Source organism: Erythrobacter sp. RANMB8 (assembly GCF_056848235.1).
In genome coordinates this window covers 329,290-342,851 of sequence record NZ_JBREHG010000001.1, presented here as the reverse complement: position 1 = coordinate 342,851, position 13,562 = coordinate 329,290, and the positions used below count along the sequence as shown (strand labels likewise).

Genomic DNA, 13,562 nt, shown 5'->3' with positions numbered 1-13,562 from the left:
CGCTTCAGAACGACTGCACCACCCTGAGGTTGAGGCGCGGGGTCTTGTCCGCGGTGTCGTAACGGTCTTCGGTCAGCGGCACCGCGACTTCGAAATCGAGATCGAGATTGCGGGTGAGATCGGCGCGGAAACCGCCGCCGCTTGATGCCAGCGTGCCGCCGCCCAGCCCGCCATCGAGGTTCGATACCGTCCCGCCATCGGCAAAGGCGTAAAGCTGCACATTGCGCACCAGACCCAGCGCATCGGGCCAGTCGTAACGCAGCTCGCCCACGCCCGCGATGCCCTGATCGCCGACGCGCTGGGCAAAGTCGTAACCGCGCAGGAAGGCATTGCCGCCGAGCGCGAAGCTTTCGCCGATCAGCAGCGGATCGGTGGAGAATTGCCCGCTCGCTGCCAGCGACAGGCTGACCCGCTTCGCCAGCCCGCGCCGCCAGTTCATCCACCACGACAGCGTCGTGAACTGCGAGGAGGCATCGCTGCGCGAGGCCAGCGGATCGCCCGGACGGGTCGCGCCGAGAATTTCGAACCCGCGGCTCACCGTGGCGCGGCCCTGCAAGGTGCCGCCGGCGAGCGGGCCGTAGGCGTAGAAGCCTGCCCGGGCGAGCGCGATCCGGTCATGCCGGGCGAGCGTGCCGAAACTGTCCTGCCGCAGGTCCTGCAATTCGCCGCTCGCTTCCAGCCACAGGCTGCGCTTCTGGGTGCGCATCAGCGGGTGGCGCAGGCGGATGCCGCCCGCCCAGGCCTCGCCTTCGAGCTGGCGGTTGGCGAGATAGGCGCCCGGTTCGGTCTGCGAATAACTGCCGAACGCGCTCACCTGCGTCCCCGCGCCGTTCACGATCACGCTGTAACGTGCGCTGAAAAACGCCAGCTCGTCAGGATCGAGCGGCGACATGGTGTAGCTGAGATCGACCCGGTCTGTGGGCGAGATCAACCCGTTGGCATCCAGATCGATGCGCGCCCGGATCGGGCCGACCGGCTTGGTGCCGTCGGTCGCCACCAGCGCCGATCCGCCGAAATCCTGCCGCCGGGCATCCACCACCAACACGCGGCGGTTGCCATCATTTTCAAAGCGGGTGGAGCGGATCCACACGCCGGGCAGATCGTCGGCCAGCAGCACCTCGCGCTGCAAGGCGGCAGAGGTGACAGGGCGCATCCCGACCAGCCGTTCGAGCTGGGCGCGGATGGCCGGATCGTCCGACCCTTCGACCCGCACCGCATCGATCGTGCCTTCATCGACCCGCACCCGCAGCATCCCGCCGACCAGCGCCTGCTCGGGAATCCAGGCCGTGGCGAGGATGTAGCCGCGCTGCCGCGCCGCTTCTGCGATGGCATCGGTCAGCCTGCGCAATTCCCCGCGATCGAGGTTGCGGCCGAAGTAGGGTTCGATCACGGCCGCGAAATCGCTGCGGTTCATGGCTTCGAGCCCGTCGATCACGATCGACCCGACATCCAGCGAGCCGCCGGTTCCGGCACTTTCGGGCTCATCGAGCACCGGTTGCACTTCGATCCGGATGCCCTGCTGCACTTCGGCCAGCGGGCGTTCGCGTTCCACCTGCTGCACCGGATTGGTGCGGTCGAGCGCATCCTGCGCCGCCAGCGGACAGCCGGCGAACAGCAACAGCCCCAATCCTGTTAACCCGATCCGGCGCAAAGGACGCATACTCCCCGAGAATCGGCTTCGGGCCTAGCGCCAAATGGTTAAGCAAAACTTCGTGCAACCTTTCCTTTACCATGACTGTGAACGTGAAGGGCAGACTTGTTAAACTATTGGGCAGGCAAGGAGTTATCTATGCGCCTGCTGCTACGCCTTTTCATGCCGATGGTTTTGCTGCTGTTCAGCGGTGCGCCTGCGCTTGCGCAGGATGGCGGCTGGACGATCAGCGAGGCCAAGGGCAGCGTGATCGTGATCGACGCCCGCGGCGAACGTCCGGCGACCGCCGGCGTGGCGGTGACACCGGGCGCAACAGTGCGCACGGCAGCCAAATCGACCGCAGTGCTGGTGCGCGGGCGCGAATTCGTGACGCTGCGCCAGAATGCGCAGATCCGCATTCCTGCGGCGTCGAAAGAGCGCTCGCTGGTGCAGGTGATTCAGGATTACGGCAGCGCGCTGTTCAATATCGGCAAGCGGCCCGATCCGCATTTCGGCGTGCAGACGCCCTATCTTGCGGCCGTTGTGAAAGGCACGACCTTTGTCATCACGGTCGGCTCTGACGGAGCGACCCTGCAAGTCACCGAAGGCGCGGTCGAGGCGTCGACCCCCGATGGCGGCGCGCGCGATCTGATCCTGCCGGGTGCGGTGGCGATGGTGGCTTCGGGCGATACGATGCGACTGGTGGTCGAGGGCGAGGGGCGCAAGGTGATCGATTCGCCCGCACGTCCGGCCAGCGCGCCTGCGGCAGCGGCACCGGCTTCTGGATCGACTGTGGCTGCACCGAACGCGGTTCAGGCACGGATCGAGCCCGCAGCGGCCACGGAAAACCGCGCCAACCGCATCGATGAGGTGATCACCAGCAGCCCCGGCGATGTCCGCAGCTACACCGGTGGCTTTGCTTCGGGCGAAGTGTCGGTGATCGCGGCGGTGGTGGTTTCGGAAAACACCAATCGCGGATCGGCCCCCGCCTTCGGCAGCAATGGCGGCCGCAACGGCGACGGAACCGTGTGCTTCCAGGGCAGCTGCACGGCAGGCGGCGGCAATGCGGTGGGAAGCGGCAATGGTAATGCCAATGGCGGTGCGGGCAACAGCAACGGCAATCCCACAGGCAACGGCAGCGGCTCCGGCAGCGGCGGTGGTTCCGGGAACGGCAATGACGGCTCTGGCAACGGATCCGGTAACGGCGGTGGTTCCGGCAACGGCAATGACGGCTCCGGCAACGGAAACGGCAACGGCGGCGGTTCCGGGAACGGCAATGACGGCTCTGGCAACGGATCCGGCAACGGTGGCGGTTCCGGCAACGGCAATGACGGCTCCGGCAACGGGAACGGCAACGGTGGCGGTTCCGGCAACGGCAATGACGGCTCCGGCAACGGAAACGGCAACGGTGGCGGTTCCGGCAACGGCAATGACGGCTCCGGCAACGGGAATGGCAACGGTGGCGGTTCCGGCAACGGCAATGACGGCTCCGGCAACGGGAACGGCAACGGCGGCGGTTCCGGCAACGGCAATGACGGCTCCGGCAACGGGAACGGCAACGGTGGCGGTTCCGGCAATGGTAATGACGGCTCCGGCAACGGGAATGGCAACGGCGGCGGTTCCGGCAATGGCAATGACGGCAACGGCAACGGCAATGGCGGTGCTGGCAACGGCGGCGGTCAGGACAATGGCGGCGGTGCGGGTGCAGGCAGCGGCGGTGCTGGCAACGGCGGCGGTCAGGACAATGGCGGCGGCGCGGGCGCAGGTAGCGGCGGCGCTGGCAACGGCGGCGGGCAGGACGATGGCGGCGGCGCGGGCGGCGGCGGTGGTGGCGGTGCTGGCAACGGCGGCGGCAATGATGGCGGCGGCGGCTCCGGCAATGGTGGCGGTGGTTCGCCGCGTGGTGGCGGTCGTCCCTGATCGGGCACCGCCACGCATCCAGCCCCCCGATGGATTATCCGGCATAGCGTCTTGAGCACCTTTCGCCCCTCTCTTCCGGAATTGCCGGATTCGCTGTGGCTGAGAGCCGCAGGCACGCTGGCGCTTGCCCTGCTGGTGGTGCTGGCCGCGCTGACCGGCTCGTTCCGCGCGGTCGAGCACAAGCTTGAAGAACTGACCTTCGCCGCGCTCGAACGGCCCGCATCCGGGCGGGTGCACGTGGTTGAAATGGACGCCGCCAGCATGGCCGCGATCCAGAGCTGGCCCTGGCCGCGCGATCACTATGCGCGCCTTGTGCAGCAGCTCGATGCCGCAGGCGTGCGGTCGATCAGCTTCGATGTCGATTTTTCAGGCGCGGGCGATCCGCTGCGCGATCAGGCCTTTGCCGATGCGATTGCGGCGGCCGAGGCGCCGGTCGCCCTGCCGACCTTCGCGCAAAAGGCCGGGTTCAACGAGACCCGCCTGCTCGATACCCTGCCGATTGCGCCGCTCAGGGAACATGCCGCGCTGGCATCGGTCTCGGTCGCGCCCGACCGCGATGGTCTGGTGCGGCAGATGCCGCTCGGCACGATGACCGCCAACACCGCCCGCCCTTCGATCTCGACCTTTGTGGCCGGGCGCGCCGGTGCGGCGGGGCAGGATTTTCCGATCGATTACGCGGTCGATCCGGCCACCATCCCGCGCCACAGCTTCATCGCGATCGAGCGCGGGCTGTTCCGGCCGGAACTGCTGCGGGGCAAGGATGTGATCGTCGGCGCGACCGCGATCGAGATGGGCGACCGCTACAACGTGCCGCGCCATGGCGTGATCCCCGGCGTGATCGTGCAGGCTCTGGCTGCCGAAACGCTGATCGATACCGTGCCCTCGCGCGGCGGCTGGGGCGTGCTGCTGGGGCTGGCGACGGTGTTTGCACTGCTCGCGGGTGCGGCGCGGCGGCGCCTGTTCGTCGTCCAGCGCAGCGCGGCAGGCGCCTTGCTGCTGGTCGCGGTCTGGCTGGGGGTGCGGATGACCGCATCGGTCTGGCTCGAATTCATGCCGGCGCTGGCGCTGCTCGCGGCTGCGGCGGCCTTGCGGCTGGTTATCCTGACCCACCGGGCGCAGGTGCTGCGGCAGCGGATCGATGCCGAAAGCGGCTTGCCCAACCGTCTTGCTTTCGATGCGGGCCGCAAGGAGGCCGAGGGACGCTATGTGATCGCGGCGCAGATCGACGATTTCGATTCGCTCAAGCTGGCGGTCGGCGGCGATCACACCGGCGAACTGCTGCGCCGTCTGGTTGAACGGCTTACCGTGGCGACTGGCGCCAACACGATCTACCGCACCGAAGACCGCACGCTGGTGTGGCTGACCCCGCTGGAAATCAGCGAGCTGGAGCCGCTGATGGCGGGCCTCAGGGCGATCATGCGCAGCCCGTTCGAAGTGGCTGGCCGCCGCCTTGGCGTGTCGCTGACTTTCGGGGTGGCGGGGGCCGATGCGTCCGATGCTGCCGCCAATGCCGCCCATGCCGCCAGCCAGGCCAAGCGTTCGGGCAAGGCGTGGCGGCTCCATTCCGATGGCGAGGGCGAAACCGCCGCGCAGCAATTCTCGCTGCTGGGCGAACTCGACGATGCGCTGCGCGAAGGCGATATCCGCGTGCATTACCAGCCCAAGGTCAACCTTGCGACCGGCACCATCGATTCGGTCGAGGCGCTGGTGCGCTGGCAGCACCGGTCGCGCGGGATGCTGCCGCCCGATTGCTTCATCCCGGTGATCGAGGAAGCCGGACGGATCGAGGATCTGACGCTGGGCGTGCTCGCCCAATCGATCCGCGACATGCGCCGCTGGTGCGAACAGGGGCTGGTGATCGGGGTGGCGGTGAACATCTCCGCCGGGCTGCTCGCTTCGGAAAGTTTTGCGAGCAAGGCGCTGGCGCTGGTCGCGCGGGCCGGCGCACCGGCCCACCGTCTGACCTTCGAGGTGACCGAAAGCGCGCAGTTCGAGGATATCGACAAGGCCATCGCAATGCTCGAATCCTTCCGGGCGGCAGGCATCAATATCTCGATGGACGATTACGGCACCGGCCAGTCCACGCTCAATTACCTCAAGGCGCTGCCGGTGTCGGAGCTGAAGATCGACCGCAGCTTCGTGCAGCACGCCCATATTGATCACGGCGATGCGATGCTGGTGCGATCGACCGTGCAGCTGGCGCACGAGCTGGGGATCAAGGTGGTGGCCGAAGGGATCGAGGATGCCGACTGCCTCGCCTTCCTCAAGACCATCGGCTGCGATTACGCGCAAGGATACTTCGTCGGCCGCCCGCTGACTGCCGACGCGCTGGCGGATCTGGTGCGCGAACCGGAAGCTGTCGCGGCCTAGGGCAGCAGCACCTCGTCCAGCGGCAGACGGGCGCGGGGGAAGGGCTTGCCGTCGCGCCGCCCGATGCGCAAGGCGCTGACCAGCCGCCGTCCCTCGCCGATGTGATGATCGCGGGCGAGCGCTGCGGCGGTATCGCGGTGATCGGCGAGCGCTGCAAGCACGTTGCCGCCGAAGCCTGCGGCATCCACTTCCAGCCACAGCCGGTGGAAGGCGCGCCCGCTGTCGAACGGGTCTTCGCCTGCGGCACGATGGAACAGCGCCACGCCCGCAGCCTGCGCAAAGCCTTTCGCCTCGGCCAGCAGGGCAGGCGCAAGCCCGACCGCGGCGAGCGGGCGGAACAGCGGGCCGAGCACCGCGCCCGCCGCCATCGCCTCCAGCCCCGAAAGCTGCATCGCCGCCGCATTCAGCCCGTCCCGCGCCCAATCGGGGTGCGCGGGTTTGAGGCGCATCCAGTGGGTCAGTTCGCCGCGAAAATCGCCGCCGCGCATGATCGCAAAGCTCGCCCGGTCATAGGCGGCGGCGATGGCGGCAATGGCGGCGGGATCGGTGATGATGGTGCGGTCCGCGCCCGCCAGCGCGGCGGCGTTGGCGTGATCTTCGGGGGAAGGAGGCAGGAAGCCGCCCCGCCACGATGCCCGCGTCGCCAGCACCGGCAGCAAGGGATCGGGGGAGGCTCCGGGGGTGAAGCGGAAACGCGCAACCAGGCGCAGCCCCTCATGCTCGCCCGACAGCGGTTCGATCGCGGTTGCCAGCCCCTCGCCCGATGCGGCGATTGCCAGCCCTTCGGCGGCTGCGCCAAGGCTGATCGCGGCGTCATGGCCGTGCGGATCGCCCACCGCCAGCCGCCGCGCCGTATCCTCCAGCAGCACCAGCGTCTCCCCCTCGATCCGCCAGCGCGCCGGCTGGACATTGTGGACACTGGGCGAGGCGAGCGCAGCGGCGACCAGCTGGCGCAGCAGAGCGGGCGCCGTCATGCCAGTTCCTTGCGGAACAGGTGGAGCTTGTGCAGGCTGCGCCCGCCGAGCTTTTCGACCTGCCTGAGGCTGGCGGGATTCTCGTCCGCGATCCACGTGCCGCCCACGCTTTCGTAACCGGCAGCCTTCACCCGCACCAGCGTATGCGCGATCATCGCGCCCATGATCCCCTGACTATGCGCCGCGCGCGCCACCGAATAGAAGATCAGCACCGCACGCTTGCGGTTCATCCGGTAGCGCAGGAAATGCCAGGGCGTGGTGATGCCGAAGCGCGAACGGGTGGCCTTGAGAAAGCCGTTCAAATCGGGAATGGCGATGATCACCCCCACCGGTTCGCCATCGCGTTTCAGCACCGATGACAGGCGCGGGTCGAGAATGGTGCTGAGCTCGCCTGCCTGAAACTGGAACTCCTCCGGCGTCAGCGGCACGAACATCGGGTTGTCGTAAAACCCGTCATTCAGCAGCAGGCGGGCTTCTTCCATCCGTTCGGGAAAGGTCGATGTCTTGACCGGCGCGAATTCGAACCGCGCCGGATCGAGCGGGGGCACCGGCACGCTGGCGCGGGTCAGATCGACCTCGAAGGTGGTCATCGGGAAGAAGCGGGCAAAGCCTGCCGCCTCCAGCATATCGGGCAGCCACGGCGCGCCGACGATCATGTCGGTATAGGCCTGCTCGCCAAAGCCGCCGGTCATCACACCGCATTGCTGCATCGCGGTGAGGTTGAAATTGCCGACCAGTTCTGCCGCGCCATGTTCGCGTGCAAAGCCTTCCGCCGCTTCCAGCAGCATCCGGCCTGCCTCGGGGTCGTCGGCACAGTCGAAAAAGCCGAACTGCATCCGGTTCCAGCCCCATCGCTCGTTGGATGCGCGGTGCATATGGGCGATGATCCGGCCCACCGGTCGGCGATCGCGGTGCACTGTCCAGAAGCGATAGGGATTGCCCGCCAGCCACAGCGGGTTTTTCGCCGGGTCGAGCATCTTTTCGATATCGCCCTTCAATGGCGAGACATAGCCGACGCTGTCGGGATAGGCGTTGAACGGGACGTCGAAAAAGGCGCGCACGTCGCCCTCGCGCAAGGTCAAAGTCATGGGGCACGCTCCAGCAGGCGGGCAATGATGGCAAGGTCGCCCGTCAGGCGATCGGTGTCGAGCGCGCCGCCCGATACGGCGAGGAAGCGCGGCGGGCTTTGCGACAGGCGCAGCAGGTGGCTCGCCCCGTAGCGCCCCAGCAATTCGCGGGCCGCCCCGTCGAGCGTGGCGTTGCCCGTTGCCCCGTTGGCGCAGACCACCGGCTGAAGCGCCAGCGCGCCGACCAGATCATCGGGCAGATCGGCGAGGGCTGCGGCGGTCAGCGGCACGCCGCTGGCAAGCAGCGGGTGCGCGGCAAGGATCGCGGCTTCTTCGGGCGCGGCGCGGCTGACCTGTCGCAGCAGGCCGTCATCGCGGCTGGCGGGATCGGCGAAGCGTTCCGCGAGCAGCGCCAGCGCGGCGGCAGCGGCGGCGGTCGCGGTCAAGGCCAGCGCGAGCGGTGCAGGCGCGGCCATCAGCCATGCCCCCATCGCCACGATCCCGCCTGCGCCGCCCGCAATGGCGATATCGCCCAGCAGCCGCAAGGGACGGCTCGCCGCGCCCGCCAGCCGCGAACAGGCGAGCACGAAGACCAGCGCCGCAAACGGCCCGCCGCGAAACGGCAGGCCGGGGAACAGCCGCTCGAAATCGGTGGCGAGCAGCGGCACGGCGAGCGCAAACGCCAGCGCCAGCATATCCGCCGCGCGCCGCTCTGCCAGCGACACAGTGGCGCGCTCTGCCAGCAGGTGCAGCAGCACCGCCGCCATCACCACCGCCTGAAACACCGCCAGCGCGATCACCGCAGGGCCGGTCCACACCAGCCCGAAGGTGACCGCCAGCACCGAAAAGGCCCCCGCGCCGGCCAATGCCGTCAGCTTGAGCCAGCGCGCGGCGTGGCGGCGCACCAGTTCCTCGGCAAGGCGCAGCGTGGCGAGCGGCAGCCACGCGGCGACCACCATGGTGCAGGCGACAAACACGGGCGAGGGCAGGGCACTGTTCAGCAGCCGCAGCCCCAGCAGCAGCGCGATCAGGGTCAGCAGCCGCCGCAGATGCCCTGCCACTCCGCCGCTGCGCGCTGCCGCCGCCACGCCCGCCCGCGCCACCAGCGCGGCGAGCATGCCGATGGCTGTCAGCAGGGCGCCGGTCGCGGTCATCCGGCCAGCAGCTTTGCCATGAAGCGGCGCACGATCACGCGCTTCGCCGCCGCCAGCGGGGCCGGCAGCGGGCGTTCGGCCTTCATGGCATGGGCGTTGAAGAAATAGCCGCGATAATCGGTGCCGCCGGGGCGCTTGAGGATCACGCGGATCGCCTCTTCCGCCATCATCGTGCCCGCCATCGTCACCATGGTCGAGAAGCTGAAGCGCGACCGCTTGCCCGCCGCCACCTCGCCCGCGACATCGAGATCGACATATTTGTGGCTGGACGAATGGACGAGCACATATTCGATCTCGCGCATCAGGCATTCCACGCCCATATCCTTCGTGATCGCCTGCCAGGGCACGCCGATGGTGGGATAGCCCAGCCGTTCCTCCAGCCGCGGGTCTTGCGGGCGCACCACGGTGACAGACGGCAGGGGCGAGGCATAGGCATCGATCAGCGTCACGCCATGGGCGCGGCACTGGCGGTAATATTCCGCGCCTGCCGCCGCATCATCGGTGCCGTTGATCGCCACATCGGCACGGGGGAGAATGCCGGGCAGGGCCTGCGTCCATTCGGCGCCCAGCACCTCGATCTGCGCTTCGGGATTGATCTCCAGCGCCAGCCGGGCGGCGGCCTGCGCCTTCAGTTCGCCGATCGTGTCGGCGCGCGCGAACAGCTGGCGGTTGAGGTTCGACACCTCGAACACGTCGATATCGGCGATGATGAAGCGTCCCACGCCCGCCCGCACCAGCGCCATGAAGGCCGCGCCGCCCATGCCGCCGACGCCGGGGATGAACACGCAGGCCTCCCTCAGGCGCGCCTGCTCCGCCTCGGTCACGAAGCCGCGGTTGCGGGTGGTCATTTCGGCATAGGTGAATGCGGTCATGTGCGACCTCGCGTTAGTGCTCTCAGGCGGCCATAGGGACGGGCGGGATCGAGCCACTGGATCAGCGGCACCAGCAATGCGCCGGTCAGCAGCAGCAGGCCCTGCACCGCCAGTTGCGGCAGGGCGCTGCGCGGCACGCTGCGCGACAGGAAGCGGCCACCGGCGGCCAGATCGAGCGTGCCGATCTGCAACACATCATCGCCGCGTGCGTAATCCAGCTCGGCCTCGCAGAAGGCGTTGTAGGCCGCGTGCCGATGCTTGGCGGCGATGTCGAAGGTCTTTTTGAGGTTGTCCGACCCGCCGGTATAGGCGTTGGTGATCACCTGCCGGTCGGCATCGAAGCCCGCATCCTCGCCCACGCCAAAGGCTGCGCGGTGATGGCGCATGATCTGGTGCGCGATGTGGCGGTGGGTGAAGGATTGCGCGGTCGATTCTTGCGCGGGATAGATGTTGCTGAAAGTCTCGGCCACCATCCCGACCACGGCGGGCACCTGCGTGACGCTGCTGATCCACAAGGGGCGCATTCCCTGCCGCAGGAACAGCGCAAAGCAGGTGAGACCATAGAGAATCCAGCTCAGCCCCCCGCTGCGCTCTGCCGGATCGACCATCACGAGGCCAAGGTGCAGCACCGCCTCGCGCCCGCCGCCGCGGATGACATCGAGCAGCGGCATGGCGTTGAAGGCCACCGGCGCGCCATCGGCGGTGCGGGTGACGAGGGTGATGACGCTGCGATCCCACGCACTGCTGCCAGCGGCGAACAGTCCGTAATCGAGCAGCTCTCCGCCAAGGCAGGCGCGCACCACAGCCTCGCATTGTTGCTTGAGGCTCGCGAGTGCATCGGCAGGCAGGGTCGCGCCGGGCCGCTCGACAATCCACACGCGGTATTCGCGGCTGGCGTTGAAGCGCACCGACAGCGTGTCACCGGCAATGGCCCTGAACAGATGAAACACCAACGCGACCCCACCGGCATTGCGCCCATTTGCGGGAACCTAGCGCAAAGTGGTTAAAGGACAACTGTCTGCCAGCGTGCCGCGCCAATGTGCCGCCGGTGTCAGGCGGTTTCGCGGATCACCAGTTCGGGCGGCATGACGAGGCTTTCGGTGCTCTCTCCCGCCAGCCGCCGCAGCAGCAGATCGACAAGGGCGCGCGCGCCTGCGGCGATATCCTGCCGGATGGTGGTCAGCGGCGGCACTGTCTGGCGGGCGATCGGCAGGTCGTCGAACCCGACCAGCTTGACGGCATCGGGCACCGCGATGCCCAGATGGCGCAGCTCTGTCAGGCACAGCGCGGCGAGCGTGTCGGTTGCGGCGAAAATGCCGTCGATATTGCCGGCATGGGCCGCAAGGTGCGCCGCGATTTCGACACCGGCGCGCTCGGGCGAGACATGGGTGGGCAGCGCGATGACCGGCGGCAGGCCCATGCGCTGCGCCACATCCTGCGCGCCTGCGAAACGGGCGGCGAATTCGATCGCGGTGGTATCGCCGACAAAGGCAATCCGCGTCGCGCCTGCCGCGATCAGGCGTTCGGCCGCCTGCCGGCCGCCCAGCCGGTTGTCGGTGCCGACCACGCAATGCATCTGCCCCTCTGTGTGGTTGCCCCATACCACCATCGGGCCATAGCCATCGGCGACATCCTCGATCCGGTCGAACTGGTCGGACTGGCCGATCACGATCACCCCGTCGATCATGCCGCAGCCGATGAAACGGTCGAGCCAGTCGGGGTCGGTATCGGGCACCACGCGGCGCAGCATCAGGTCATAGCCATGCTGCGTCAGTTCGTCGGCCAGAAAGCCTAGCAGGGTCATGAAGAAGGTGTCGGAAATCTGCTGGCGGGTGTCATGGCCCAGCGGGATCACCACGCCGATCACGCCGGTTTTCTGGCGCCGCAGGCCGCTCGCCATCTGGTTGGGGCGAAAGCCGTGTTCGCGCGCGATGGCGACGATTTTCTCGCGGGTCTTGGCATTGACGAGGCTCTTGCCCGCCAGCGCCCTGCTGACCGTGCCGGCCGACACCCCGGCCAATCGCGCCAGATCGGTGATGGTGCGAACCGCGCCCTTGGTATCCCGATCCGGCATGACTGTTCCTAATGTGTGGCCAATTCCTGTTCGCGGGGTCTGCGATGCCCGGCATCCACCAGCAACGTAGCCACTGCACCCGCCAGCATCAAGGCTCCGCCAAGCATCAGCACATTGCGCGGATCGCCGCCCAGCAGCGGGCGGTAGATCAGCGGCATGGTAAGTGTCTGGATCAGCATCGGAATGACGATGAACAGGTTGAAAATGCCCATGTAGATGCCGTTGCGCTGCGGCGGGATGCAATCAGCCAGCATGACATAGGTGTTGCCCATCATCCCCGCCCAGCCGATGCCGATGCCCAGCATCAGCGCGAACAGCGCGGCAGGGGTCGATACGCCGGGGATCATCAGCATCGCCGCGCCCGATGCGGCAAGGCAGACGGCGTGGACATGCCGTGCGCCGAACCGCGCCACCACCGGGATCAGCGCCAGCGCGCCGGCAAAGGCGATGAAGTTGTAGAGCGCACCCGCCTGCTGGGTGGTCAGCGTCGCTTCGCGGAACAGCGCGCTGGCCGGATCGCTGGTGCCATAGATGCTGCGGCCCACGGCAAAGGTGATATACTGCCAGTAAGCGAACATCGCATACCACTGGCACAGCATCGCCCCTGCCAGCTGGCGCATCGGGCGCGGCATTTCGCGGATCGCATCGGCGATTTCGGCGAAGGTGGCCCGCACCGTCAGCGGCTTGGCCTCGAGTTCGGCCTGCTCGGCGGCATCCAGCGGCAGTTCGGGCACCCGCAGCACCGACCACACGATCGTCGAGATCGAGAGGATCGCGCCGATCACGAAGGCGATCCGCACGATCACCGGAATGCCGTTGGCATCCAGCACATCGCGCGCCACGAAGGCGGTCAGCAGCGAGGGGGCCAGATAGGACAGCGTCTGGGCAAGGCCGGTGAAGGCGCTCTGGGTCAGGAACCCGACCGATCGCTGGCTCGCCGCCAGCCGGTCGGCGACATAGGCGCGGTAGGGTTCCATGGTGATGTTGTTGCCGGCATCGAGGATCCACAGCAGGCTGGCCGCCATCCACAATGCGCTGGAATAGGGCATGGCGAACAGGCTGAGGGTACAGATCACCGCGCCGATCAGGAAATAGGGCGTGCGGCGACCCAGCCGGGTGTTGGTGCGATCGCTCATCGCGCCGACGATCGGCTGGATGATCAGCCCGGTCATGGGGCCGGCCAGCCACAACAGCGGCATGGTTGCCTCGTCCGCGCCGAGGAAGCCGTAGATCGGCCCCATATTGGCCTGTTGCAGGCCGAAGCTGAACTGCAGGCCGAAGAAGCCGATGTTCATCTCGATGATTCGCAGCAGCGAAAGGCGGGGCTTTTCCGTCATGTGCGCCTGTTCCGATCCTCTGTATATGCACGTGTCTGCGCCGTGCTGTGGCATGGAAGTGACACGAATCGAACCTGATTGCAAACGATTGCAAGATTCCGGTTGCAATCGTTTGCAATTTGGCTAGGCATCGCATCGTCGTCGCCAGAGAAGCGCGAATTCGA

10 protein-coding genes are annotated in these 13,562 nt (G+C 67.5%); 2 read left to right on the top strand and 8 right to left on the bottom strand.

Translation table 11 applies throughout. The annotated features are described in order from the left end of the window. Positions 1-4: 4 nt before the first annotated feature. Entirely contained in the window at positions 5-1,618 is a 1,614-nt protein-coding gene (locus ACU0AG_RS01545; protein ID WP_482780496.1) for a ShlB/FhaC/HecB family hemolysin secretion/activation protein, read from the bottom strand. Between the two features lie 171 nt (positions 1,619-1,789). Here ACU0AG_RS01545 and ACU0AG_RS01540 point away from each other — a divergent pair, with 171 nt between their 5' ends. Then, positions 1,790-3,550 carry a FecR domain-containing protein gene (locus ACU0AG_RS01540; protein WP_482780495.1) on the top strand — a complete coding sequence of 587 codons (1,761 nt, stop codon included), beginning with the start codon at positions 1,790-1,792 and terminating at the stop codon, positions 3,548-3,550. Between the two features lie 81 nt (positions 3,551-3,631). Next, the gene (locus tag ACU0AG_RS01535; RefSeq protein WP_482780494.1) at positions 3,632-5,920 is read left to right on the top strand and encodes a putative bifunctional diguanylate cyclase/phosphodiesterase; all 2,289 of its coding nucleotides are present in this window, start codon (positions 3,632-3,634) and stop codon (positions 5,918-5,920) included. Here the strand turns inward: ACU0AG_RS01535 and ACU0AG_RS01530 are convergent. The 7 genes from ACU0AG_RS01530 to ACU0AG_RS01500 form a co-directional block, all read right to left on the bottom strand. Next, positions 5,917-6,894: a hypothetical protein gene (locus ACU0AG_RS01530; protein ID WP_482780493.1), complete on the bottom strand. Its 978-nt coding sequence runs from the start codon at positions 6,892-6,894 to the stop codon at positions 5,917-5,919. The two genes, ACU0AG_RS01535 and ACU0AG_RS01530, sit on opposite strands and share 4 nt — an antisense overlap. Continuing rightward, the gene (locus tag ACU0AG_RS01525; RefSeq protein ID WP_482780492.1) at positions 6,891-7,982 is read right to left on the bottom strand and encodes a GNAT family N-acetyltransferase; all 1,092 of its coding nucleotides are present in this window, start codon (positions 7,980-7,982) and stop codon (positions 6,891-6,893) included. Before ACU0AG_RS01525 ends, ACU0AG_RS01530 begins: the two co-directional genes overlap by 4 nt. Further along, a complete protein-coding gene (locus tag ACU0AG_RS01520; protein ID WP_482780491.1) occupies positions 7,979-9,115 on the bottom strand; it encodes a hypothetical protein in 1,137 nt (378 codons plus the stop codon). The genes ACU0AG_RS01525 and ACU0AG_RS01520 overlap by 4 nt, the downstream gene beginning before the upstream one ends. Continuing rightward, complete coding sequence (locus ACU0AG_RS01515) at positions 9,112-9,987, bottom strand: HesA/MoeB/ThiF family protein (RefSeq protein ID WP_482780490.1); 876 nt, start codon at positions 9,985-9,987, stop codon at positions 9,112-9,114. Before ACU0AG_RS01515 ends, ACU0AG_RS01520 begins: the two co-directional genes overlap by 4 nt. Then, the gene (locus tag ACU0AG_RS01510; RefSeq protein ID WP_482780489.1) at positions 9,984-10,937 is read right to left on the bottom strand and encodes a hypothetical protein; all 954 of its coding nucleotides are present in this window, start codon (positions 10,935-10,937) and stop codon (positions 9,984-9,986) included. Before ACU0AG_RS01510 ends, ACU0AG_RS01515 begins: the two co-directional genes overlap by 4 nt. Before the next feature lie 101 nt (positions 10,938-11,038). Continuing rightward, positions 11,039-12,061 (bottom strand): LacI family DNA-binding transcriptional regulator, encoded by a 1,023-nt coding sequence (locus ACU0AG_RS01505; protein ID WP_482780488.1) that lies wholly within the window; start codon positions 12,059-12,061, stop codon positions 11,039-11,041. Positions 12,062-12,069: 8 nt separating this feature from the next. Continuing rightward, positions 12,070-13,398, bottom strand: coding sequence for an MFS transporter (locus ACU0AG_RS01500; protein ID WP_482780487.1), 1,329 nt, complete (start codon positions 13,396-13,398; stop codon positions 12,070-12,072). Positions 13,399-13,562 lie beyond the last annotated feature (164 nt).

Excerpts from the sequence above, each read along its gene's own strand:
- ACU0AG_RS01540 (WP_482780495.1), top strand. The coding sequence starts at position 1,790 with ATGCGCCTGCTGCTACGCCTTTTCATGCCGATGGTTTTGCTGCTGTTC.
- ACU0AG_RS01530 (WP_482780493.1), bottom strand. The coding sequence starts at position 6,894 with ATGACGGCGCCCGCTCTGCTGCGCCAGCTGGTCGCCGCTGCGCTCGCC.
- ACU0AG_RS01520 (WP_482780491.1), bottom strand. The coding sequence starts at position 9,115 with ATGACCGCGACCGGCGCCCTGCTGACAGCCATCGGCATGCTCGCCGCG.
- ACU0AG_RS01515 (WP_482780490.1), bottom strand. The coding sequence starts at position 9,987 with ATGACCGCATTCACCTATGCCGAAATGACCACCCGCAACCGCGGCTTC.
- ACU0AG_RS01500 (WP_482780487.1), bottom strand. The coding sequence starts at position 13,398 with ATGACGGAAAAGCCCCGCCTTTCGCTGCTGCGAATCATCGAGATGAAC.
- ACU0AG_RS01505 (WP_482780488.1), bottom strand. The coding sequence starts at position 12,061 with ATGCCGGATCGGGATACCAAGGGCGCGGTTCGCACCATCACCGATCTG.
- ACU0AG_RS01525 (WP_482780492.1), bottom strand. The coding sequence starts at position 7,982 with ATGACTTTGACCTTGCGCGAGGGCGACGTGCGCGCCTTTTTCGACGTC.